Here is a 22,617-nt window from a genome sequence, read left to right on the forward strand (position 1 = left end):
TGGGGGGTTCGTTCGTACCTGGCCCCGGCACCCAGGCGCGCGGCGCCGGGATCTTCGCTCCACGGTGGTCGTTTCCACCTCGTACACGCCAGTCGCGACGGCGCGAGGATAACGCACCGCGCGGTGGCCGCCGGCGGTCAGTCCAGCCCGTTCCCGCTGGCCGGGAAGCATGCCGCGAGCCGAGGCCCGTGCTCCTCACCGGCCCGCGCGCGGACCCGACCGGCCGAGGGCGGGAAGCCGGGGACACCCTCGGGGCGGCGGGACGGCGGCAGGACCCGGCGAGGCACCCGGCCGCGCGAGGAGCCCCGACCGGGATCCCGGCCGGGGCGGCCGCTCGACCGGGAGGGGTCGACGGCGGCGGAACCCGCCGCCTCAGCGGCTACCGGCGTGCAGCACCGCTCCCAGCTCGTGCCGTTCCCAACGCTCGACGGAGGTGTCGACGATGGTGGAGTCGTTCAGCTCCGCCACCTCCGGATCGACCACCGGCCACAGCCGGTCGTCCTCGAGCAGCAGGGCCAGCGGGCGGTCGGGCGCGTTGACCACCGTCGCACCGGGGTTCACCCGCGCGATCACGGGGAGCCCTTCCAGCGCCGGCACCCGCTCGTCCAGCACCCGCACCGCCAGCCGCTCGGCCACCGACCGGCGTTCGACCCGGACGAGCGCCCCGTCGACCACCAGGTCGACGGTCCGTTCGGGGGAGGGCACGGCGAACCCGTCGAGGACGGCGGCGGCGCGGTCCTGATCGCGACACCCGTCGATGCCGTGGATGTCGAGGCCGAAGTGGGCGATGCCGGTGGGCGCGGTCTCCTCCGTCGTCGCCCGGAGCAGGTCGATCGGAACCCGACCGCAGGGATCGGTGACGCTGGTGGGAGCGTGGCCGAGCGGGTCGCGCACCAGGCCCGGTCCCTCCCGCCAGGGCCCCTCGACGAGGATGCGTTGGTAGGGGTGGTACCGGAACTCCCGGTCCCAGAAGGTGATCGAGGTGCCGGTCTCGGTCTGGTGGGCGATGGCGAAGGCGTCCAACGCCTCCACCCACATCCAGTCGGCGCTGAAGGCGTCCACCACGGAGAAGGTGCGGGGCTCGGCGGCGGAGGCCACCGGGCGGAAACCGTCCTCGGTCAGGGCCTGGAGATCGGTGCGGAACTCGGGGTCGCGCGCCCGGAGGACGAACTGGCCGGCCCCGTTCCAGCCGGCGGCGGCGGCCGTGGTGTCGGTGAACATCACGTGGAACCAGCCGTCGAGGTGGAGGACGGCGGGCTGGCCCGCGCCGTAGGCGTTGTCCCGGATCTCGTCCTCGGCCGCGGTCACCACCGGCTGCCCCTCGGCGAGCCGCGTCCAGCTCAGACCGTCGTGGCTGCTGGCCACCCCGATCGCGTTGCCGTCGGCGTGGTCACCCGGCGCGCCCGTGTAGTAGAGGTAGTAGACGCCGTCGACCTTGATGACGGACGGATCGCAGGTGTGCATCCCGTCGAAACCGCCGGGGTTGCCCGAGAAGACGGCGACCGCCGGGCTCCCGTCGGCGGCGCGGTACTGACCGCCCGGTTCGGTGGCCTCCGCGTGGAGGATGTCGTCCCCCGGCGGCGGGGAGTACGGCACCTGGCTGCACCACCAGGCCCGGTACCGCCCGCCGTCGCGCAACACGGTGGGGCCGTAGTTGTAGGGGGCGCTGGCCCCTCCCGAGGCGACGACGCCGGGGCTCGACCGGTGGGCGTCGGTGGCCAGCGGCACCGGTTCGGCCGGCGGCTCGTCCCCCTCGGCGGGCACCACGAGGGGTTCGACGGCGTCGACGTGGACCGATGGGGAGCCCTCGGCACCGGTGCACCCGACGAGCAGCGTGACGGCGGCGAACCCGGCGCACAGCCGGCCCAGGTGGACGGCCCCCGTCCGGCGTCCCACCGACGGCCCGCGCTTCTCGGTCAACCAACCGGGCAACGCCAAACCCCTTCGCGCTCGCCGCGACCCGGAGGAACCAGACCGGGCCCCCGGAACGGACGACCCGGGCAGCGTCAGTCTAGAGAGGGCCCGAGGCGCGCCGGGACACCTTCACCGACTTGTGGGCGAGTCCGATCCGTTCGACCTGACCAGGCCCGGTTCGCAGGGAGCCGGCGCGGCCCAGGACGACCGGCCGTGGCTCACTCTGCGCAGGGACCGGCGGGGTCGACCTCGGCCAGCACCGCCTCGGGCACCACGAGGGGGAACTCCAGCACGTTCATGCCGAGCGCGGGCGCGCTGGCGAGGACCTCCACCCCTCCCCCCTCCGAGGGCGGGCAGCCCGTCAGCGGCAGTGCGACGCGCGCGGCTCCCCCGGCGGCGATCACCCCGACCTCGGATGGGGGTTCCTCGGCCCTCGGTTCCGCCCCCGCCCACGTCACCCGGCGTACGACGGTCTCCAACGGTCCCTCGTTGGCGACCTCGAGTTCGAGGGCTGGGGCGTCCGTGCCGCTGACTCCCACCACCTCCACCGACAGGTGGGGCCAGAACACGCCGGCCCACCAGAACAGCACGCCCACGGCCCCGGTTCCCAGCACCGCGCCCAGCGCGCCGAGCACCCTGCGCCGCGCGCCCCAGTTCGTCTCCACCTCGGAGCTCCTCACCGTCCACCGCCCATGTGAGCTAATGTATCAACTCGATGATACACCGAGGGAGGAACACCGTGCCCGACGCCAACTCGATCGCGCTCCTGCTGGGCCTCACCCTGCTGGTGCCGCTGTGGACCTTCGTCGCCGCCACCCAGCCCATCGCCCGCCGCTCCCTGCGCACGTTCGCCGCGTGGCACAACCTGCCCGCGACGGCGGCGGAGGCCCCCGCGCTGGTCAGCGCCCTCGGTCGGAGCCGTAGGTACGCACTGGTCGGCGGTGGCCTGGGCTGGCTGACCGCTCCCCTGACCCAGGCGCCGGGCACCCGGGCCGTCCTGTTGGGGCTGGCGGGCTCCCTCGGCGGGATCGTGCTGGCCAGCGCGCTGCGGCAGCGGCGCCTCGCCCGACGCCCACCCGACGACCAGCCCCGGGCCGCCCTGCTGGCCCCCCGCCTGGCGGAGCACTACGTCAGCTCGTGGGTTCGGGCCGTGCCCGTGATCGCCCTGAGCTGCACGGCGGTGTTCCTCGTCCTCGCCGTGGCGCTGCCGACGCCCGAGGGGTACTCACCCTGGGCCTCGTTCGCGATCGCCTGCCTCACCATGACCGTGGGCCTGGCCAGCCTGCTCGCCCGACGCCGGCTGCTGGAAAGCCCCGCTCTCGACGGCGAGGACGAGGACCGCGCCGTGGGGGAGTCGATCCGGTCCCACGACGCGCAGCGCCTCACCGCGACCGCCGGAGCCCTGCTGTGCCTGCTGGCGGGCGCGGCGATGCCGCCGGCGGCGGCGCTCCCACCCTGGGCCGGGTGGACGCTGCTCGCGACGGGCACCGCGCTGGCCGGGCTCGCGCTGGCCTGCTGGCTACACGGCCGCGAGGCACCGCCGGTGCGGGGCAGGACGGCGGCGTGATCCTCGAGATCGACCCGAAGGCGCCGGTTCCCCCGTACGAACAGGTCAGGGCACAGCTCGCCACGGTGATCGACACCGGCGCGCTGCCCGCCGGTTCGCGCCTGCCGAGCATCCGGCAACTGGCCCAGGACCTGGGGATCGCGACCGGGACCGTGGCCCGCGCCTACCGCGAACTGGAGGGGGCGGGCTACCTGTCCAGCCGGGTCGGGAGGGGCACCGTCGTCCTCGACCGCCCCCAGCTCGGCGAGGAGGAACGCGAGGAGCTGGTGCGGGCGGCGGCGCGGGACCTGGTCGCCGCCGCCCGGCGGTGGGGCGTTCCCCCCGACCGGGTGCGCGCCGTGCTCGACGAGGAACTGGACCGGCACTGAGAACGCCGGGCGGCGGGTGCCCGAGCCCCGGGCACCCGCCCTCGGTCGAGGGCCGTGGCCGGCTACGCGCCGGCGGTGAGCTCCTCGGCCAACCAGTCCAGGGCGAGCAGGTACCCGCGCACGCCGAGGCCGGCGATCACCCCGGTGGCGACCGCCGAGAGGTAGCTGTGGTGCCGGAACGACTCCCTGCGGTGCGTGTTGGAGATGTGCAGCTCGATCAGGGGCGCCGTGAGCTGGGCACAGGCGTCGCGGACCGCGACGGAGGTGTGCGTCCACGCCCCCGCGTTGAGCACCACCGGCGTCCCCGCGTCGGCGGCCTCGTGCAGCCAACCGAGGAGTTCGCCCTCGTGGTCTGTCTGCCGGACCTCCACCTCCAGCCCGCGCTCGGCGCCACGGCCGCGACACCGCTCGACCAGCTCGGCATGGGTGGTGCTGCCGTACACGGCGGGTTCGCGGCGTCCCAGCCTGCCGAGGTTGGGGCCGTTGAGCACGAGGACCCTCACAGCAGGATCCCCCCGCTCTTCTTCCTGCCGCCACCGCTGATCTCGGCGTAGGCGGCGGCCAGCAACGTCGGGTCCGGCCCCTCCAGCCGACCGGGACGGGCCAGGCCGTCGAGCACCACGAAGCGCAGCACCCGCGACCGGGCCTTCTTGTCGCCCCGCATCGACTCCAGCAACTGGGGGAAGGCGTCCGGGTCGTAGGAGATGGGCAGGCCCAGCGCGGTGAGCACCGACCGGTGCCGCTCCACTGTCTCGTCGTCCAGCCGGCCGGCGAGCCTGGCCAGTTCGGCGGCGAAGACCAGGCCGACGCTGACGGCGGCGCCGTGCCGCCAGCGGTAGCGCTCACGGCGCTCGATGGCGTGGCCGAGGGTGTGCCCGTAGTTCAGGACCTCCCGGTGGTGGGACTCCCGGAGGTCGGCGGCGACCACGTCGGCCTTCACCTGGACCGACCGGCGCACCAGCTCACCGAGCACGTCCCCCTGGGGGTCGGTGGCGGCGGCCGGGTCCGCCTCGATGAGGCGCAGGATCTCGGGATCGGCGATGAAGCCGGCCTTGACCACCTCGGCCATGCCCGCCAACAGCTCGTTCCTCGGCAGGCTGTCCAGCGTGGTCAGGTCGACCAGCACCTCACCGGGTTCGTGGATCGCGCCCACCAGGTTCTTGCCCGCGTCGGTGTTGATGCCCGTCTTGCCGCCCACGGCGGCGTCCACCATGCCGAGCAGCGTGGTCGGCACGTGCACGACACGAACGCCCCGCATCCAGGTCGCGGCGACGAACCCGGCGAGGTCGGTCGCCGCGCCGCCACCCAGGCTCACGACCACGCCGTCCCGGGGCAGGCCGATCCTGCCGAGCACGTCCCAGCAGAACCCCGCCACCGCGAGGCTCTTGCCGTCCTCGGCGTCGGGGGTCTCCACCCGGTGCGCGTCGACGCCAGCGGCGACGAGGTCCTCCCGAACGGCCTCGGCGGTCGCGGCCAGGCTCGGCTGGTGCACGATCGCCGCGACGGGCGCGTCGCGCACGGCCTCGACCAGCTCACCCAACAGTCCACGACCGATCACCACGTCGTAGGGGGCGGCCGTGGCCACCCGCACCCGTACCGGTTCCGTCATCACGCTCCCTCGTGGTCCGGGGCGCGGCCGGGCCCCCGTGCGCGCCACCCGTCTCTCCCGAACCAGCATTTCACCCGGTGCGGGGCGCCCGCCGGCCGGCCCCGCGCCGCCCGGGCCCCTGCCGGCACCCGCACGGCGGACCAGACTCGGTCTCCCGACCGGGCGGATACCGCCCATCGGGGGACAACAATTCGCGCGTTCATCGCAACCCGTACGTCATTTTCGGACAGCCGCTGCACAGAGTCAGAGGAAAGGGGAGGAAATTGACCTGAAAGGGAGAGGACACCGTGATCGATTTTTGGCAGACTGACAACGGCAACCATCCGCAGCCGGTCAACCGGGAACGTCGACACCGACAACCAACCGGACGGGGGAGGGCGTCGCCGCCGTTCCCGCATTTCCGCACGGGTCCCACCAATCAGGGCGATCGGGCGCGCCAGCGCTGCCTCAGGGCCACGACGTGCCACGTCCGTCCAGCCCCCGTCCCCGACTCGAGGTGATCCGATGGCGTACGCGACCTGGCTGGCCGACGCCCTGCGCGCCCAGGGACTGCGGGTGCACGAGGAGGGCGGCTGGACCAGCCGAGGACACGGGCAGCTCAGCGCGATCAGAGGCGTCATGCTGCACCACACCGCCGGCGCCGCGACCGGCAACTTCCCCTCGCTCGGGGTGGTGCGCGACGGCACCGGCTCCCTGGCCGGTCCGCTGGCCAACCTGGGCCTCGCCCGCGACGGCACCTGGTTCGTCATCGCCGCCGGACTCGCCTACCACGCGGGCGCGGGTGGTCCCTGGCGCGATGTCGCCGCCAACGCGGGCAACCAGCACCTGTTGGGGATCGAGGCGGAGAGCGTGGGCACCAGGAACGACTGGACCGAGGCCCAGCTGGACTCCTACCCCCGCGGGGTGGCCGCGCTGCTGGCGCACCTGCGGATGGGCGCCGACCGGGTCGTCGCCCACAAGGAATGGGCGCCGACGCGGAAGATCGACCCCGCGCACTGGCCAGGGGACATTCCCGGTTTCCGGGACTCGGTAGCCCGCATTCTCGAAGGAGACACCGTGAACTGGTCGCAGACCTGGACCAATCCCGTCACCGGAACCACCGAACCGGCGTCGGTGACCCTCCGGTACATGGAGGACCGCATCGTCAAAAGGCTGAGCGGCGCGATCGCCAACGCCGGTCTCGACTCGACGGTGAGCAACCCCGTGGTGAACACCACCGAGAAGGCGCGGACCGCCATCGGTTACGCGGAACAGCGCATCATCAACGGCGTGGTGCGGTCGGTGGCCAGCCTGTTGGACGGCCAGCAGACCGAGCCGGCCACCCCGGAGGCCATCGCGAACGCCCTCGCACCGCTGATCACCTCGGCCGTCACCGACGCGCTCGGCCAGGACAACGAGGACCAGGCCAACGCGATCGTCGAAGCGCTCGCCAGGAGACTGGCCGAGTAACCGGAGTGGACTGGCTCCTCAGCCGGTGCCCGTCAGCTCCGCCACGACGAGGTCGACGACCCGCGTCGGCTCGATCCCGTCCGTGCTGATCTCGATGGTGGCGACCTCCCGGTACAGCGGCAGCCGCGCTTCCAGCAGCGCGCGGAAGGTGGCCCGGGGGTTCAGACCGGCCAGCAGCGGGCGGGCGGTGGACAGCCCGGTGCGCCGGGCTCCCTCGGCGAGGCCGACGTTGAGGAACACGACGCGGTGGTCGGCGAGCAGCGCCCTCGTGCCGGGAGCGAGCACCGCACCGCCGCCGAGCGCCAGCACCCCGTCGTGCTCGACGAGGGCCCGGCGGACGGCCTCCTCCTCCAACTTCCGGAAGGCGGGTTCGCCGTCCTCGGTGAAGATGTCGCCGATGGCCTTGCCGGTGGCCGCGACGATGTCCTCGTCGACATCACGGAAGGGCACCCCCAGCCGCTCGGCGGCGAGTCGACCGACGGTGGTCTTCCCCGCGCCGGGAGGGCCGACGACCACCAGGACGGGTTGGACGCCGGTCATCTCAGCCACGCTCCAGTTCGGCGAGGTAGGCGCGCGCGTTGCGGGTCGTCTCGGCCAGCGAGTCGCCGCCGAACTTCTCGAGCGCCGCGTCGGCCAACACCAGCGCCACCATCGACTCGGCGACGACACCCGCCCTCGGCACCGCGCAGATGTCCGACCGTTGGTGGATCGCCTGCGCCGGCTCGCCCGTGGTCACGTCCAGGGTGGCCAGGGGCCGGGGGACCGAGGAGATGGGTTTCATCGCCACCCTCGCCCGCAGCGGTTCCCCGTTGCTGATGCCCCCCTCGACGCCGCCGGCCCGGTTGCTGCGGCGACGCACGCCGGTCCCGGTGGGCACCGGGTCGATCTCGTCGTGGGCCTGGCTGCCCCGGCGGCGGGCCGTGGCGAAGCCGTCACCGATCTCCACGCCCTTCATCGCCTGGATCCCCATCAACGCGCCGGCGAGCCTGGCGTCGAGCCGCCGGTCGGCGTGCACATGGGACCCGAGACCGGCCGGCAGGCCGTAGGCGATGACCTCGATGACGCCACCGAGGGTGTCCCCGTCCTTCTTCGCGGCCTCCACCTCGGCCATCATCGCCTCGGTCGCGTCGGCGTCGAAGCAACGCACCGGGTTCTCGTCGATGGCGGCGAGGTCCTCCGGGCCGGGCAGCAGATCGCTGGTGGACTCGGCGGGGCCGATGGACAGCACGTGGCTGACGATCTCGACGCCCAGCGCCTGGCGGAGGAACTGCCGGCACACCGTGCCGAGCACGGTCCTGGCGGCGGTCTCCCGTGCGCTCGCCCGTTCCAGGACGGGACGGGCCTCGTCGAAGCCGTACTTCTGCATCCCGGCCAGGTCGGCGTGACCGGGGCGGGGCCGGGTCAGCGGCTTGTTGCGGGCGAGCCCGGCCAACACGTCCTCGTCGACCGGGTCGGGGGACATCACCTGTTCCCACTTCGGCCACTCGGTGTTGCCGATGCGCACCGCGACCGGGCCGCCCTGGGTCAGACCGTGCCGCACCCCGCCGATGATCTCGATGTCGTCGGCCTCGAAGGACATCCTCGGACTGCGGCCGAAGCCGAGCCGACGTCGGGCGAGCTGCTCGTTGAGGTCGGTGGTGGTGACGCCCACCCCCGCCACCATGCCCTCGAGCACCCCGACCAGAGCGGGACCATGCGACTCACCAGCGGTCATCCAGCGCAACACGCGCCGATCCTGCCATGTCCGGCCTCGCTCACCCCCTCCGGGCGGCGGGTGGGCGGTACGGGCTCAACCGAACACCGGCCAGGCCGTCACCAGCCACGCGCACCCGAGCATCGGCAGCCCGTGCGGCAGGGTGGCTCGCGGGCCGCACCCGACGAGCAGGGCCAGCGCCCCCGCCAGCCCGGTCACCAGCACCGCGCCGAGCGCCCCGAGCAGCAACGCCGGCCAGGACACCGCAGCCAGCACGGTGCCGGTGCTGGCGGCGAGCTTGACGTCGCCAAGGCCCAGGGCCTCCGGCGCCCACCGGTGCGCCACCAGGTAGAGACCGGTGAGCAGGATTCCCCCCAGCGCCGCGCGGGCGAGCATGTCGGGATCCGGGGCGAGGGCACCGGCGAACCAGACGACGACCAGGGCGGCGGGCACCGCGGGCAGGGTCAGCGCGTCGGGCAGCCGCCGGTCGGTGAGGTCGGTGGCGGCGAGGAGCACGGCGAGCCAGCCGAGGGCGAGTGGGACGGGCAACCACCACCAGGGCAGGTCGCCAGTGGCCGACCGGAGCAGGGCCGCCGCCCACAACGCGGCGAGCGCGAGCTCGCACCACGGCGCTGGCACCCGGATCCCCCGGGGTGGCCGCCGGAGGAGCCGCCGGCCGAGGGTGGCGGCTCCCCCGCCCAGGGCCGCCCCCAGCGCGAGGTGGACGGCGAGGAGCACCGGCGCAGCCTCGCCGGTCCCGGCGCCCCGGGGCTATCCCACGGAGGGGTGATTCCTCAGCGATTCCAGGTGAACAGGGCCGCACCGATCTCGACGGTGCGGGGCACGACGAGGTCGGACAGGTCCTCCGCCGTCGCGTCCAACGCGATCACCGGGCAGGTCGAGGAGTAACCGGCCTCCCGGACCGCGTCCGGTTCCCACTCGACGATCGGCTGACCGGCTCGCACCTTCTCCCCCTTGACGACGCGCAGGGTGAAGCCCTCACCTCGGAGTTTCACCGTGTCGATCCCGAGGTGCACCAACACGCCCAGGCCGTCGTCACCGGCGATGACGAAGGCGTGGGGGTGCAGGGTGGCGACGGTGCCGCCGATCGGGGCGCGCACCTCGGTGGACTCGGGGTGGGGCTCGATGGCCACCCCCGGGCCCACCATCGCTCCGGCGAAGACCGGGTCCGGGACGGCGGAGAGCGGCACGACCTCCCCGGCGAGGGGGGCGGCCACCTGGAGGGTCACAGCAGGTCCTCGATGTCGCTGGCGATGGTGTCGGCGTCCGGGCCGACGACGATCTGCACCGCGCCACCAGCGCGGAGCACGCCGTGCACGCCGAGCGCGCGCAACGCGGGCTCGTCGATCAGGGCCGCGTCCCGCACCTCGCACCGCAACCGGGTGATGCAGGGTTCGATCTCCACCACGTTGTCCGCGCCGCCGATCGCCGTGAGGATCGCGCTCGCCTTGTCCTGGGACACCTGTTGCCTCCTCGTGCCAGTGCCTGCCGTCAGGAGATCACGCGTGCCGCGTGAACGCCATGACGACCCGTAACGGACCGATCACTTTGATGGTTGACACCCGATCACGGTGAGAGGATTCTCACTCCACCGAGTGGTCTGGACCAGACGGTAGCAAGCTGGCGCGGGCGGACAACCCTCACTCACACGGGTGAGTCGGTGGCCGGGTGCCCCGCGAGGGTCAAGGCTCGGCGCAAGGTCAGTGACGACCGTGTGGAAGGTAGGGACCGTGGGAGGTAGGGGATGAGCACCACGTCCGACACCAGGACCGCTGACTTCCGAACGAAGGCGTTCGGGGTCGCCCAGCGGCTGGGGCGCAGCCTGATGCTGCCGATCGCGGTGCTGCCGGCGGCGGCACTGCTGGCGCGGCTGGGTTACCAGGACGGCTCGGGGCAGGGCCAGGGTGAACTGGTCGCCGCGATACCCGGGGAGTTCTTCGACCGGGTGGCGGCTGTCATGGGGGCGGCCGGGAACTCGCTGTTCGACTACCTGCCCCTGCTGTTCGCGCTGGGGGTAGCCATCGGCTTCGCGAAGAAGTCGGACGGCTCCACCGCGCTCTCGGCCGTCGTGGGCTACCTGGTCCTGCACAACGTGCTCTGGGCCCTGCTGGACCCCGAGCTCACCGACGGCAAGAGTTTCAACAACGGGCCGTACGGCGTGCTCGGCGGCATCGTCTCCGGGCTGATCGCGGCCGGGCTCTGGCAACGCTTCCACCGCATCAAGCTGCCGACCTACCTGGCCTTCTTCGGCGGCCGCCGGTTCGTACCCATCATCACGGCCTTCACCATGGTGCTGGTCGGCGTGCTGATGGCGCTGATCTTCACCGGGTTCAACGCGGGTCTGACCTGGGTGGGCGAGGCGGTCGCCGGGTCCACGGTGGTGGGTGCGGGCGCCTACGGTGTGCTGAACCGGTTCCTGCTCCCGTTCGGCCTGCACCACATCGGCAACTCCTTCGTGTGGTTCATCTTCGGTGACCACGAGGGCACCTCCGGCGACCTGAACAGGTTCTTCGCCGGCGACCCGACCGCCGGGACGTTCATGTCCGGCTTCTTCCCGATCTTCATGTTCGCCCTGCCGGCGGCGGCGCTGGCGATCTACCACACCGCGCGGGCCTCCCAGCGCAAGCTGGTGGGCGGTCTGATGCTCTCGGCCGCGCTCGCCTCCTTCCTCACCGGCGTCACCGAGCCACTGGAGTACGCCTTCGTCTTCGTCGCCTGGCCGCTGCTGGTGGTGCACGCCCTCCTCACCGGGCTGTCGATGGCCGTCACCAACGCGCTCGGTGTGCACCACGGCTTCGGGTTCTCCGCCGGGGCGATCGACTACGTGCTGAACTGGGGCATCGCCACCAGGCCCTGGCTGATCATCCCGATCGGGCTGGCGTTCGCCGTCGTGTACTACCTGGTCTTCCGCTGGGTCATCACACGGTGGAACCTCGCGACGCCAGGACGGGAGCGGGACGAGGAACCGGAGGGCGCGGCGGCGTCCCCGCCCGACGAGGGCGAGCGGCCCACGCCACTCGCCGAGGGGGTGGCCGGCGGCGACGGGGCGAGCGCGCCGTCCACCACGACGCCCGCGAAGGGCGAGACCGGCCGCTCCCCCGCCACGGACTGACCCGTACACCGCGCCAACGGGTCACGCGGAACGGCCCGCCGACCGTCGAGGTCGGCGGGCCGCCCGCATCCACCGCACCGCGTGTCCCACCACCGCGCCGCGGGCCCACGCCGGCGCCCGAGCGGCACCGGACGACCGGTCAGGCCGGCCGACCGCCCGCACCGCGCAGGGACGCTCGCAACACGTCCTGGTTGAACTGGGCGATGTCGGCCAGGGGAATCCCCTTGGGGCAGACCGCGGTGCACTCGCCAATGTTGGTGCAGCCGCCGAAACCCGCCTCGTCGTGCGCGGCGAGCATGTCCAGCGCGCGGGTGTCCCGCTCCGGCGCTCCCTGTGGCAGCCGGCCGAGGTGGGTGACCTTGGCGGCGGTGAACAGCATCGCCGACCCGTTGGGGCAGGCCGCCACGCAGGCACCGCAGCCGATGCAGGCGGCCGACTCGAAGGCCTTGTCCGCGTCGGCCCGCGCGACGGGCGTCGCGTGCGCCTCCGGCGCGCTGCCGGTGGACACGCTCACGTACCCGCCGGCCCGGACCACCTCGTCGAGCGCGCCCCGGTCGACCACCAGGTCCCGCACCACGGGGAACGGCGCGGCCCGCCACGGTTCCACCACGATGGTGTCGCCGTCGGTGAACTCCCTCATGTGCAGCTGGCAGGTGGTCGTGGCCCGCCGAGGGCCGTGCGCCACCCCGTTGATGGTCAGCCCGCACATGCCGCAGATGCCCTCACGGCAGTCGTGGTCGAAGGCCACCGGTTCCTCGCCCCGCAGCGTCAACCGCTCGTTGAGCACGTCGAGCATCTCCAGGAACGACATGTCGGGGCTGACGTCGTCGACGTCGTACTCCACCAGCCGGCCGGCGTCCTCCGACCCGGTCTGGCGCCACACACGCACGGTGAATCTCACTGGTAACTCCGCTGGGTCGGTTCGACGTGCTCGAAGGTCAGGGACTCCCGGCGCAGGAGCGGGGGCGTGCCGGTTCCCGTGTACTCCCAGGCCGCGACGTAGGCGAACTCGTCGTCGCGGCGCAGGGCCTCACCGTCGGGGGTCTGGCTCTCGGCCCGGAAGTGGCCGCCGCAGGACTCGGTGCGGTGCAGGGCGTCCAGGCACAGGAGCTCGGCGAGCTCCAGGAAGTCGGCGACGCGGCCGGCCCGCTCCAACGACTGGTTCAGGCCCTCCCCCGACCCTGGTACCCGCACCCGGCGCCAGAACTCGGCGCGGAGCTCGGGGATCCGCTCCAGGGCGTGCCGCAGCCCCTCCTCGGTGCGTTCCATCCCGCAGTGGTCCCAGAGCAGGCTCCCCAGCTCGCGGTGGAAGGAGTCGACGGTGCGGTCACCCTCGACCGACAACAGCCGCCGCACCCGTTCCTCCACGTCGGAACGCGCGGCCACGAGGTCGGGGTGCGCGTCGGTGACCTCGGGGAACGGTCCGTCGGCGAGGTAGCCGGCGATGGTGTTGGGCAGTACGAAGTACCCGTCGGCCAGCCCCTGCATCAGCGCGCTCGCACCGAGCCGGTTCGCCCCGTGGTCGGAGAAGTTCGCCTCACCGATGACGAAGAGGCCGGGGATGGTCGACTGGAGGTCGTAGTCCACCCAGAGGCCGCCCATCGTGTAGTGCACGGCCGGGTAGATGCGCATCGGGACCTGGTAGGGGTCCTCGCCGGTGATGCGCTGGTACATCTCGAACAGGTTGCCGTAGCGGGTCTCCACGGCCTCCCGGCCGAGCCGGTCGATCGCGTCGGCGAAGTCGAGGTAGACCCCGAGGCCGCCCGGTCCGACGCCGCGTCCGTCGTCGCACACCTTCTTCGCCGCCCGGGAGGCGATGTCCCGGGGCACGAGGTTGCCGAAGCTGGGGTAGGTCCGCTCCAGGTAGTAGTCGCGGTCCTCGGCGGGGATGTCACCGGGAGCCCGCCGTTCGTCGGGGTCCACCGGCACCCACACCCGGCCGTCGTTGCGCAGTGACTCGCTCATCAGGGTCAGCTTGGACTGGTGGTCGCCGCTGACGGGGATGCACGTCGGGTGGATCTGGGTGTAGCAGGGGTTGGCGAACAGTGCCCCCCGCCGGTGCGCCCGCCAGATCGCGGTGGCGTTGCACCCCTTCGCGTTGGTCGACAGGTGGAACACGTTGCCGTACCCGCCGGTCGCCAGCACGACGGCGTCGGCGGTGTGCGTGCTCACCTCCCCGGTCACCAGGTCGCGGATGACGACTCCCCTGGCCCGGCCGTCCACCACGACGAGGTCGAGCATCTCGGTGCGCGGGTGCATGGTGACGGTGCCGGCCGCGATCTGGCGGGACAGCGCCTGGTAGGCGCCCAGCAGCAGCTGCTGCCCGGTCTGCCCCCGCGCGTAGAAGGTGCGGGAGACCTGCGCCCCGCCGAAGGACCGCGTGTCCAGCAGCCCCCCGTACTCGCGGGCGAAGGGCACCCCCTGGGCGACGCACTGGTCGATGATGGCGGTGCTGATCTCGGCGAGCCGGTACACGTTGGACTCCCTGGCCCGGAAGTCCCCGCCCTTGACGGTGTCGTAGAACAGCCGGTACACGCTGTCCCCGTCGTTGCGGTAGTTCTTGGCCGCGTTGATCCCGCCCTGGGCGGCGATGCTGTGCGCGCGCCGGGGGCTGTCCTGGTAGCAGAAGGACGTCACCCGGTAGCCGAGCTCGCCCAGGGTGGCGGCGGCCGAGGCCCCCGCCAGCCCGGTGCCGACCACGATGACCCGCAGCCGCCTGCGGTTGGCCGGGTTCACCAGTCGGGTGCCGAAGCGGGCCCGTTCCCACCGGGTCTCGAGGGGGCCGTCCGGCGCCGCGCGGTCCACCAGCGGTTCGCCTTCGTCGTATCGCACGGGAAACCTCACTCCACCAGGCCGAACAGGACGGCGTACGGGACGGACAGGTAGCCGGCGGTCAACGCGACGGCCACCACCAGGGCGACGGTCCTGGCGAGCGGGCCGTGGCTGGCCCGCACCGTGCCCAGGCTCCGCAACGCGCTCCAGACGCCGTGCCGGACGTGGAGTCCGAGGGCCAGGATCGCGACCGTGTAGATGAGTACGACCCACCACTGCTGGAAACCCGAGGTGACGTTGAGGAACGGTTCCTCCGGCACGCCGTGCGGGTTGAGCCAGCCGACGGTGAGGTCGAGGACGTGGTAGATGACGAAGAGGGCGATGATGACCCCGCCCCACCGCATGGTGCGCGCGGCGTAGCCGCCCTGGACCGGGGGGCGGTGGCGGTAGCCGGACGGTCTGGCCGCCCGCGCCCTCCTCGCGAGCTGGATGGCCGCCGTCATGTGCAGGAGCACGCTGACCAGCAGGACGATCCGGATGGTCCACAGCACTCCGCTCTCGCCGAGGACGGCCGACCCCATCGCGCGCAGCCAGCGGGCGTAGGAGTCGAAGGCCGTCTCCCCGAAGAAGATCTTCAGGTTGCCGACCATGTGCGCCACGACGTAGAAGAAGAGGATGAAGCCGGTGACGGCCATCACCGCCTTCTTGCCCACGCTGGAGGCCCAGAGCCGGCGGAGCGGACCGGATCGGCGCGGGCTCCGGGCGGCGCGGCCAGGCGTCGCTGCCTTACCACTGGTGAGGGTCACGGAGCGACGGTAGGACCAGACACCACGAGTCGTCCAATATATGGAGATTCTGCTGTTAGTAGCCATACGCTATACATCGTGACCCTCCAGCAGCTCGTCTACTTCCTCGCGGTCGCCGAGACCCGCCATTTCACCCGGGCGGCGGACCAGTGCCACGTCGCGCAGCCCTCGTTGAGCAAGCAGATCCGCGCGCTGGAGGGCGAGTTGGGCGCGGCCCTGTTCCGCCGGTCGCGGGGGAACATCACCCTCACCCCGGCCGGGGAGGCGCTGCTCCCGCTCGCCACCCGCATCACCGCCGACGTGGACACGGCCCGCCGGGAGGTGGGCGAACTGGTGGGACTGCGCCGGGGGCGGGTCCAGATCGGCGCGACCCCGAGCCTGTGCCTCACCGTGCTGGCCCCGGTGCTGCGGCGCTTCCACCAGAGCTTCCCCGGGATCAGGCTGGTGGTGGAGGAGGGCGGCTCGCAGGACCTGATCCGGGAGCTGACCCAGGGCCGGCTCGACCTGGCCCTCATCATCACTCCCCCCGGCGGTACCGACCCCGCCCTGTCCACCACGGAGCTGCTGCGGGAGGAGCTGGTGGTCGCCTCGTCGGAGGCCAACCCGCTGCCGAGGCACCCGCTGGACGTCCGGGCGTTGGCCGACCACCCCATGATCATGTTCCGGCCCGGCTACGACCTGCGCACCGTCACGCTCGCCGCGTTCCGCGCGGCCGGCCTCGAACCGCGCATGGTGGTCGAGGGCGGCGAGCTGGACGCGGTCCTCCGCTTCGTCCAGGTCGGGCTCGGCGTCGCGATCGTGCCGAGCATGGTGCTGGCCGACCGCCCCGGGCTGCGCAGGACGCCGCTGGCCGCCCCCGGGCTGTCACGGACGGTGGCGCTGGCGCACCGGGGTGACACGGCGCCGACGCACGCCGCCCGTGCCCTGCGGGACACCCTGTTGGCGGTGCTCGCCGACACCGCCGCCGACGGGCTGCTCGGGCCGGGGGTTCGGGTTCTCGACGGCGCGGTCGACTGACATCCCGGGCCGCGTCGGTGCCGGCCTGGGTCTCAGACGTCCCCGGGGGCCAGCGGGAGCGGCAGGGTGTTCCCGGTGGCGGCCCGCAGGGCGTCCCGCATCGCCTCCCTCGGCGCGACCCGGCCGGTGAACTGCTCGAACTGCCCGAAGGCCTGGTGCAGCAGCATGTCCAGTCCGGTGACCAGCCGCCCACCCGCGCCGGCGACGGCCGTGCCCACGGGGGTGGGCCACGGGGCGTAGACGACGTCGAAGAGCCACCGCGCCACGACGAGGTCCTCGGCGTGGCGGTCGGCGGCCCCGGCCGGCACCGTCGAGACCACCAGGTCCGCCTCGGCGGCCAGCGCGCGCAGGGACACGCGGTCGAAGGTGACGACCTCCACGTCGAGCCCGACCCGGCCCGCGCAGGCCACCGTCTCCTCGGCGCGCGCGGCGTCCCGCACCACCAGCGTCACCCCGGACAGCCCGAACTCCGCCATCGCCGCCACCACCGCGTTCGCGGTACCACCCGCGCCGAGGACGAGCCCCGGGCCACCGGCTGGCCGGTATCCGACGGCCCGCAGCGCCCCGGTCACCCCGGCGACGTCGGTGCAGTCCGCCCGCCACCGGCGAGGACCGTCGCCGCCCAGGGTGAGCGGGACGAGGGTGTTGGCGGCCCCGACGGCCCGGGCGGTGTCGGTGACCTCGTCGGCGAACCGGACGGCGGCCTTCTTGCCGGGCATGGTCACCGACAGGCCCGCCCATTCCGGGCCGAGCCCGCGCACCAGGCCCGGCAACCGGACCTCGTCGCACTCGATGCGCCGGTAGCTCCACCCCTCCAGGCCGAGGGCCGCGTAACCGGCCTCGTGCAACACCGGGGAGAGCGAGTGCTCGACCGGGGAACCGAGCACGGCGGCGTGACGCGCCGCGTCACGAGCCGTCACCACACCCCTGCCTCCTGTGCCCGCTGCACGTCCGCCTGGTGCTCGTCCAAGGTGTAGTTGAAGCAGGTGGTGCCGTCCGTCTCGCACTTCACGAAGTACATCCAGTCGCCCTCCTCGGGCTGGGCGGCGGCCTGGAGGGCCTCCACGCTGGGCGCGGAGACCGGCGTGGGCGGCAGCCCGAGGTGCTGGTAGGTGTTGTACGGGTTGGAGGTGTCGGCGCGTTCCTCCGGCCGCGTCCTGATCGCGGACTTGTTGTTCCAGTAGTTGACCGTCGAGTCGTACTCCAGCTTCTGCTGGTCGGCCTGGAGCCGGTTGTAGGTGACGCGGGCGACCTTCGCGAAGTCGCGCTCGACGGCTTCCTTCTCGTTGAGGGAGCCGATGATGAGCACCTCGTAGGGGGTGAAGCCGGTCTCGTTGGTCAGCTCCGGCATGCCGATCGCCTGCATCGACTGCGCGGACCTGCTGATGACGTGGGTCAGGATCTCCTGGGCGTCCCAACCCGGCCGCACCGTGTACATGCCGCGCAGGATCAGGCCCTCCAACCGCCGTTCCGGCGCGGGCGCGGCCGACGCCGGGCCGACCGCCCACTCCGGCACGCCCAACTCGGCCAGGTCGGCGTTGGTGGCGACGTCCCACAGCTCCTCGGTGGAGACGCAGGACTCGGCCCCGTCGGCCTCGTGGCAGCTCGCCTGGGCGAGCAGCGAGATGATGCCCGGGTCGACGTCGCCGTTGGGCAGGTCGACGTCGTGCAGCAGCTTGCCGCCCCGGATCTCGACCTGGCCGAGAGAGCCGCCGTCGAGCAGCATCGACACGGCCGCCTCGCCCGACATCTCCGAGCGCAGTTCGTAGAAGCCCGGCTGGACGCCCCGGGCCCGGGCGTCCTGCTCGGCGGCGACCGTGAAGGCGCGGACGCTGGCGACCACGCCCTCGTCGACCATCGCCTGGCCGATCTGGCTCAGGTTCGCGCCCTCCGGCACCTCGACGATGACGCTGCCGCTGCCCTCGCCCTCGAAGTCCTCGTACCCCCCGATGCCGGACAGCTCCCGCACCCCGTAGTAGGCCCCCACGCCGACCACGCCGAGCAGCAGGACCGCCACGGCGAGGGTGACCACCGACTTCCTGTTCCGCCGCTTGCCCGCGCCGCCCCCTCGGGCGTCACTCGCGCGGTCCTCCTCGGCCTCGTCCTCGAACAAGCCCAGGTCATCGCTCACGAGTTCTCCTCACAGGTATCCGGTTGGGGCCGGAGTGCCGCCGCACGCGCGTCCAGCCAGCCCTGCAGAATCTCCGTGGCAGCGGCCTGGTCGATGACCTGCCGCTGACGCCGCCCTCGGACCCCTAGATCGGACAACATGCGGGTCGCGCTGACGGTGGTGAGCCGCTCATCGGCCAGTTTCACCGGAACCGGTGTCACTCGCTCGGCGATCTTCGCGGCGTAGCGCCTGGCGTAGTCGGCGGAGGCGCCGTGGTCACCGGCCAGGGTCCTGGGCAGTCCGACGACCACCTCCACCACCCCGTGTTCCGCGACGAGCGCGCCGAGCTGGTCGATGTCCCGGTCCGCCGCCTCGTCGCGGGCCAGCGTGGTGAGCGGGGTGGCCAGCACCGGTCCGGGGTCGCTGAGCGCGAGGCCCACCCGGACGGAGCCGACGTCGACCCCGAGGCGGCGCCCCGGTCCGGCGTCGGCGTGCCCCGGGCGGTCCGGGTCACCCGGCCGCCACCGCTTGCCCCGCTCCCGGCGGCTCACCGATCGGCCACCGCACCGGCCAGCCCGACCCGCAGCGCGACGATCGCGTCCGGGATCCCGGCGGGACGCCCGCCGCCGCCCTGGGCCATGTCGGGCTTGCCGCCGCCCCGACCGCCGATGTGCTCGGCGAAGGAGGGGACCAGCTTGCCGGCGGCCACGCCGAGCTCGCGGGCACCGCTGGTGGTCGCCACCACGAAGTTGGCCTTGCCGGCGGCCTGGTCCCCGGAGAAGAGGGCGACGACGCCCGGCCCGGCCCCCAGCCGGTTGCGCACCTCGGTGGCCAGGTTCCGCAGGTCGCCACCCGAGGCACCGCTGACCTCCCTGGCCACCAGGCGGACGCCGTGGACGTCCTCGGCGGCGGCCGCCCACTCCCCCGCCGAGGACAGCAGGGCCGCCGCGCGCAGCTTCTCCAGCTCCTTCTCGGCGGCCCGCAGCCGCTCGACCAGGTTCTCGACCCGGGCGGGCACGTCCTTGCTCGGGATCTTCAACATGCCGGCCACGTTCTGCACGAGGGCGCGTTCCCTGGCCATGAAGCGGAAGGCCTCGATCCCGACGTAGGCCTCGATCCGCCGGGTGCCCGAGCCGACGGAGGACTCGCCGAGCAGGGCGACCGGGCCGATCTGCGCCGAGCGCTCCACGTGGGTGCCACCGCACAGCTCGCGGGACCACTCACCGCCGATCTCGATGACGCGCACGGTCTCGTCGTAGGTCTCCCCGAACAGCGCCAGCGCGCCGAGCCGCTGCGCCTCGGGCATCGAGGTGTAGAGCACGTGCACCGGGAAGTCGCTGCGCACCGCCAGGTTGGAGACCTCCTCGATCTCGCTGCGGGTCTCCGGGGAGAGGCCCCCGGGCCAGGCGAAGTCGAGCCGCAGGTACCCCGGCTTGTTGTAGGAGCCGCTCTGCAAGGCGGACGGGCCGAGCACCTCGCGCAGCGCGGCGTGCACCACGTGCGTGCCGGAGTGGCCCTGCCGCGCCCCGACCCGCCACTCCGGGTCGACCTTGGCCAGCACCTGCTGGCCCTCCACAAGTTCGCCGCGTCGGACGCGGACCTGGTGCACCCACAGCTTGCGCGCGACCTTCTGGACGTCCACGACCTCCAGCTCGAGGCCGTCGGCCACGACCGTCCCGGCGTCGCTCTCCTGCCCGCCGGACTCGGCGTAGAGCGGGGTGCGGTCCAGGACCAGCTCGACGATGTCGCCCTCGACGGCGCGGCCGGTGCGGACGCCCTCGCTGAGCACGCCCAGGACGGTGGCCTCGCTCTCCAGCTCCTCGTACCCGGTGAACTCGGTCGCACCCCGGTCCAGCAGCTCCCGGTACACCGAGCGGTCGCCGTGACCGGTCTTGCGGGCGGCGGCGTCCGCCTTGGCGCGGGCGCGCTGCTCGGCCATCAGCTTGCGGAAGCCGTCCTCGTCGACGGTGAGCCCGGCCTCCGCCGCCATCTCCATCGTGAGGTCGATGGGGAAACCGTAGGTGTCGTGCAGCTGGAAGGCCTTGTCACCGGCGAAGGTCGTGCCACCGGCTGCCCTGGTCTCCCCGGCCGCGATGTCGAAGATCCTCGACCCGCTGGCCAGCGTGGTGAGGAAGGTGTTCTCCTCGGCGCGCATGATCGACTCGATGCGGGCGTAGTCGGTGGTCAGTTCGGGGTAGGCCGGGGACATGGCGTCCCGGACGACGGCGCTGAAGTCGCCGAGCACCGGGTCGGTCACGCCGAGCAGGCGGGCGGAGCGCACGATGCGGCGGAGCAGGCGCCGCAGCACGTACCCCCGGGCCTCGTTGCCGGGGGTGACGCCGTCGGCGATCAGCATGACGCCGGAACGGGCGTGGTCGGCGATCACCCGGAACCGGACGTCGTCGACCGGGTTGGCCCCGTAGCGGCGCCCGGTCAGCGCCTCGGCCCGCTCGATCACCGGGCGGACCAGGTCGGTCTCGTAGACGTTGTCCACGCCCTGGAGCAGCGCGGCCAGCCGCTCGACACCGAGTCCGGTGTCGATGTTCTTGGCTGGCAGGGTGCCCAGGATCGGGTAGCCCTCCTTGCCCGGCCCCTCGCCTCGGATGTCCTGCATGAACACCAGGTTCCAGATCTCGACGAACCGGTCCTCGTCGACCACCGGGCCGCCGTCGGGGCCGTGGGCGGGGCCCCGGTCGTAGTAGATCTCGGAGCTGGGGCCGCAGGGTCCCGGCACGCCCATCGACCAGAAGTTGTCCTGCATCCCCCGCCGCTGGACGCGCTCCTCCGGCAACCCGGCGATCCGCTTCCACAGGCCGGCGGCCTCGTCGTCGTCGTGGTAGACGGTCACCCAGATGCGGTTCGGGTCCAGGCCGTAGCCACCGTCGGCCTCGGAACCCGTGACCAGGTTCCAGGCGTGCTCGATGGCCCCCTCCTTGAAGTAGTCGCCGAAGGAGAAGTTGCCGGCCATCTGGAAGAAGGTGTTGTGCCGGCTGGTCTTGCCGACCTCGTCGATGTCCCCGGTGCGCACGCACTTCTGGATGCTGGTCGCCCTCGGGTAGGGGGCGGTGGCCTCACCGAGGAAGTAGGGCTTGAACGGCACCATGCCGGCGTTGACGAACAGCAGGGTCGGGTCGTCGAGGATCAGCGAGGCGCTGGGGACGACGGTGTGGCCGGCGCGCTCGAAGTGGTCCAGGAAACGCTTGCGGATCTCGTGGGTCTGCACGATCGGGTTCCTCGCGTGGTGCGGCGCCGCGGGCGCCGGTGGTCGGGACGGTCGGGGGCGGCGGAGGAGGACGGGCGGCGGTGGCCGCCCGGTCTCAGCTCTCCGCCCGACGCGCTCGTCCGCGCCCCGACCGGTCCACGGACCGGGCACGGACCGGCCTGGCCGCGTCCGCCGGAGCGAGTTCGCCGGCGACCGGGCGGAACCGCTCGGTGCGCGCCGAGTACTCGAAGTCGACCCGGCGGGCGGTGGGGAGCCCGGTGCGCCGCTCGACGACGTCGGCCAGCTCACGCTCCCGCTCGTTCATGCCGGCGCGGACCTCCGCGCCGAAGGCACCGACCGCGCTCGCCAGCTCGCTGATCGCCTCGCCGAGGTTGGCGGCCACCCCGGCCGGGGTGGCCTGCCGCGCGGCGGCGGTCGCCCGCCTGCTCAGCGCCACGCCGGCGGCGATTCCGACACCGAACCAGAACATCCTGCTCATCGACGCCCTCCCCGGCGGCCGGACCGACGGGACGGGCGGTCCTCCCCGGCCTTCTTCTTCCCGCGCCGACGAACCGCCTTGCTCACGCCGTAGGACAGAGCCGCCACCTTGACCAGCGGCCCACCGAGGGTCGCGGTGAACAGGGAACTCAGCGCGGAGACGTTGCCCGACACGGTACGCGCGTTCGAGGTGATGCCGTCCACTCGCTCCAACTGGGTGTTGACGTGGGTCAACGTGGTGTTGGCCTCGGTGAACAGGGGTTCGGACTGTTCGTGCGCCTTGCGGATGGCGATGGTCGCCTCGTCCAGCGTCCGCCCCAGCTTGACCAGCGGGATGGCCAGCAGCAACACCAGCAGCACGAACGCGCCGGCAGCCACGAGAGCGGCGATCTGGCCTGCCGACACACATGCCTCCTGGGAAATACGAGAAATGTTCGACAACGGGCGCCGAACGCCCGTCGGGTGAGAAGGCGCCACAC

Annotated in this window: 23 protein-coding genes and 1 riboswitch; of the genes, 5 read left to right on the top strand and 18 right to left on the bottom strand. The window is 72.8% G+C overall.

Going from position 1 to position 22,617, the window contains the following annotated elements; genetic code table 11:
* Positions 1-22 precede the first annotated feature (22 nt).
* Positions 23-106, bottom strand: a riboswitch (ZMP/ZTP riboswitch).
* 266 nt (positions 107-372) lie between these two features.
* Together C1701_RS03350 and C1701_RS03355 are read right to left on the bottom strand one after the other, a co-directional pair.
* Positions 373-1,932 carry a beta-xylosidase gene (locus C1701_RS03350; RefSeq protein ID WP_245588802.1) on the bottom strand — a complete coding sequence of 520 codons (1,560 nt, stop codon included), beginning with the start codon at positions 1,930-1,932 and terminating at the stop codon, positions 373-375.
* A 200-nt stretch (positions 1,933-2,132) separates the two neighbouring features.
* Positions 2,133-2,579 (bottom strand): hypothetical protein, encoded by a 447-nt coding sequence (locus tag C1701_RS03355; RefSeq protein WP_103055528.1) that lies wholly within the window; start codon positions 2,577-2,579, stop codon positions 2,133-2,135.
* A 74-nt stretch (positions 2,580-2,653) separates the two neighbouring features.
* Here C1701_RS03355 and C1701_RS03360 point away from each other — a divergent pair, with 74 nt between their 5' ends.
* Together C1701_RS03360 and C1701_RS03365 are read left to right on the top strand one after the other, a co-directional pair.
* Positions 2,654-3,481 (top strand): hypothetical protein, encoded by an 828-nt coding sequence (locus C1701_RS03360; protein ID WP_103055529.1) that lies wholly within the window; start codon positions 2,654-2,656, stop codon positions 3,479-3,481.
* A complete protein-coding gene (locus tag C1701_RS03365) occupies positions 3,478-3,849 on the top strand; it encodes a GntR family transcriptional regulator (RefSeq protein ID WP_103055530.1) in 372 nt (123 codons plus the stop codon). Before C1701_RS03360 ends, C1701_RS03365 begins: the two co-directional genes overlap by 4 nt.
* A gap of 62 nt (positions 3,850-3,911) precedes the next feature.
* Here the strand turns inward: C1701_RS03365 and aroQ are convergent, their stop codons facing one another.
* Together aroQ and aroB are read right to left on the bottom strand one after the other, a co-directional pair.
* Positions 3,912-4,352 (bottom strand): type II 3-dehydroquinate dehydratase, encoded by a 441-nt coding sequence (aroQ, locus tag C1701_RS03370; RefSeq protein WP_026418882.1) that lies wholly within the window; start codon positions 4,350-4,352, stop codon positions 3,912-3,914.
* Positions 4,349-5,458: a 3-dehydroquinate synthase gene (aroB, locus tag C1701_RS03375; protein WP_103055531.1), complete on the bottom strand. Its 1,110-nt coding sequence runs from the start codon at positions 5,456-5,458 to the stop codon at positions 4,349-4,351. The genes aroQ and aroB overlap by 4 nt, the downstream gene beginning before the upstream one ends.
* A gap of 504 nt (positions 5,459-5,962) precedes the next feature.
* Here aroB and C1701_RS03380 point away from each other — a divergent pair.
* Positions 5,963-6,907: a peptidoglycan recognition protein family protein gene (locus C1701_RS03380; protein WP_103055532.1), complete on the top strand. Its 945-nt coding sequence runs from the start codon at positions 5,963-5,965 to the stop codon at positions 6,905-6,907.
* An 18-nt stretch (positions 6,908-6,925) separates the two neighbouring features.
* Here the strand turns inward: C1701_RS03380 and C1701_RS03385 are convergent, their stop codons facing one another.
* From C1701_RS03385 to C1701_RS03405, 5 genes are all read right to left on the bottom strand, one after another.
* Positions 6,926-7,447, bottom strand: coding sequence for a shikimate kinase (locus C1701_RS03385; protein ID WP_030106317.1), 522 nt, complete (start codon positions 7,445-7,447; stop codon positions 6,926-6,928).
* 1 nt (position 7,448) lies between these two features.
* Complete coding sequence (gene aroC / locus C1701_RS03390) at positions 7,449-8,633, bottom strand: chorismate synthase (RefSeq protein ID WP_030106318.1); 1,185 nt, start codon at positions 8,631-8,633, stop codon at positions 7,449-7,451.
* A gap of 63 nt (positions 8,634-8,696) precedes the next feature.
* Complete coding sequence (locus C1701_RS03395) at positions 8,697-9,338, bottom strand: A24 family peptidase (RefSeq protein WP_337662117.1); 642 nt, start codon at positions 9,336-9,338, stop codon at positions 8,697-8,699.
* Between the two features lie 56 nt (positions 9,339-9,394).
* A complete protein-coding gene (locus C1701_RS03400) occupies positions 9,395-9,850 on the bottom strand; it encodes a PTS sugar transporter subunit IIA (protein WP_103055533.1) in 456 nt (151 codons plus the stop codon).
* A complete protein-coding gene (locus tag C1701_RS03405; RefSeq protein WP_026418888.1) occupies positions 9,847-10,083 on the bottom strand; it encodes a glucose PTS transporter subunit EIIB in 237 nt (78 codons plus the stop codon). The genes C1701_RS03400 and C1701_RS03405 overlap by 4 nt, the downstream gene beginning before the upstream one ends.
* A gap of 282 nt (positions 10,084-10,365) precedes the next feature.
* Between C1701_RS03405 and C1701_RS03410 the strand changes: the two genes are divergently transcribed.
* Positions 10,366-11,733: a PTS transporter subunit EIIC gene (locus C1701_RS03410; protein ID WP_081715438.1), complete on the top strand. Its 1,368-nt coding sequence runs from the start codon at positions 10,366-10,368 to the stop codon at positions 11,731-11,733.
* Positions 11,734-11,872: 139 nt separating this feature from the next.
* On the opposite strand, the gene C1701_RS03415 is transcribed toward C1701_RS03410, so the two are convergent.
* From C1701_RS03415 to C1701_RS03425, 3 genes are read right to left on the bottom strand one after another with little or no spacing between them, the layout of a single operon-like run.
* Entirely contained in the window at positions 11,873-12,634 is a 762-nt protein-coding gene (locus tag C1701_RS03415; protein ID WP_103055534.1) for a succinate dehydrogenase/fumarate reductase iron-sulfur subunit, read from the bottom strand.
* A complete protein-coding gene (locus tag C1701_RS03420; protein WP_030227748.1) occupies positions 12,631-14,565 on the bottom strand; it encodes a fumarate reductase/succinate dehydrogenase flavoprotein subunit in 1,935 nt (644 codons plus the stop codon). The genes C1701_RS03415 and C1701_RS03420 overlap by 4 nt, the downstream gene beginning before the upstream one ends.
* Positions 14,566-14,573: 8 nt before the next feature.
* A complete protein-coding gene (locus C1701_RS03425) occupies positions 14,574-15,311 on the bottom strand; it encodes a succinate dehydrogenase cytochrome b subunit (RefSeq protein WP_308208842.1) in 738 nt (245 codons plus the stop codon).
* A gap of 78 nt (positions 15,312-15,389) precedes the next feature.
* On the opposite strand from C1701_RS03425, the gene C1701_RS03430 reads away from it, so the two are divergent.
* Positions 15,390-16,328, top strand: coding sequence for a LysR family transcriptional regulator (locus tag C1701_RS03430; protein WP_026418892.1), 939 nt, complete (start codon positions 15,390-15,392; stop codon positions 16,326-16,328).
* A 32-nt stretch (positions 16,329-16,360) separates the two neighbouring features.
* Here the strand turns inward: C1701_RS03430 and C1701_RS03435 are convergent, their stop codons facing one another.
* The 6 genes from C1701_RS03435 to C1701_RS03460 all read right to left on the bottom strand — a co-directional run bounded on the left by C1701_RS03435 (position 16,361) and on the right by C1701_RS03460 (position 22,543).
* Positions 16,361-17,251, bottom strand: a complete 891-nt coding sequence (locus tag C1701_RS03435) for a shikimate dehydrogenase (protein ID WP_103055535.1) — start codon at positions 17,249-17,251, stop codon at positions 16,361-16,363.
* The gene (locus C1701_RS03440; protein WP_026418894.1) at positions 17,245-18,459 is read right to left on the bottom strand and encodes an endolytic transglycosylase MltG; all 1,215 of its coding nucleotides are present in this window, start codon (positions 18,457-18,459) and stop codon (positions 17,245-17,247) included. The genes C1701_RS03435 and C1701_RS03440 overlap by 7 nt, the downstream gene beginning before the upstream one ends.
* Positions 18,456-18,989 (bottom strand): Holliday junction resolvase RuvX, encoded by a 534-nt coding sequence (ruvX, locus tag C1701_RS03445; protein ID WP_016696739.1) that lies wholly within the window; start codon positions 18,987-18,989, stop codon positions 18,456-18,458. Before ruvX ends, C1701_RS03440 begins: the two co-directional genes overlap by 4 nt.
* Positions 18,986-21,661, bottom strand: a complete 2,676-nt coding sequence (alaS, locus tag C1701_RS03450) for an alanine--tRNA ligase (protein ID WP_103055536.1) — start codon at positions 21,659-21,661, stop codon at positions 18,986-18,988. Before alaS ends, ruvX begins: the two co-directional genes overlap by 4 nt.
* Positions 21,662-21,755: 94 nt before the next feature.
* Positions 21,756-22,139 (bottom strand): hypothetical protein, encoded by a 384-nt coding sequence (locus C1701_RS27100; protein WP_081715440.1) that lies wholly within the window; start codon positions 22,137-22,139, stop codon positions 21,756-21,758.
* Complete coding sequence (locus tag C1701_RS03460; RefSeq protein ID WP_016696743.1) at positions 22,136-22,543, bottom strand: DUF948 domain-containing protein; 408 nt, start codon at positions 22,541-22,543, stop codon at positions 22,136-22,138. The genes C1701_RS27100 and C1701_RS03460 overlap by 4 nt, the downstream gene beginning before the upstream one ends.
* Between the last annotated feature and the right edge of the window lie 74 nt (positions 22,544-22,617).

Source organism: Actinoalloteichus sp. AHMU CJ021 (assembly GCF_002895405.1).
In the GTDB taxonomy this organism is placed as follows: Bacteria; Actinomycetota; Actinomycetes; order Mycobacteriales; family Pseudonocardiaceae; genus Actinoalloteichus_B; species Actinoalloteichus_B caeruleus.

What these genes read in the sequence shown, in the direction of transcription:
- C1701_RS03380 (WP_103055532.1), top strand. Translation starts at nt 5,963, where the DNA reads ATGGCGTACGCGACCTGGCTGGCCGACGCCCTGCGCGCCCAGGGACTG.
- aroB (WP_103055531.1), bottom strand. Translation starts at nt 5,458, where the DNA reads ATGACGGAACCGGTACGGGTGCGGGTGGCCACGGCCGCCCCCTACGAC.
- C1701_RS03410 (WP_081715438.1), top strand. Translation starts at nt 10,366, where the DNA reads ATGAGCACCACGTCCGACACCAGGACCGCTGACTTCCGAACGAAGGCG.
- C1701_RS27100 (WP_081715440.1), bottom strand. Translation starts at nt 22,139, where the DNA reads ATGAGCAGGATGTTCTGGTTCGGTGTCGGAATCGCCGCCGGCGTGGCG.
- C1701_RS03385 (WP_030106317.1), bottom strand. Translation starts at nt 7,447, where the DNA reads ATGACCGGCGTCCAACCCGTCCTGGTGGTCGTCGGCCCTCCCGGCGCG.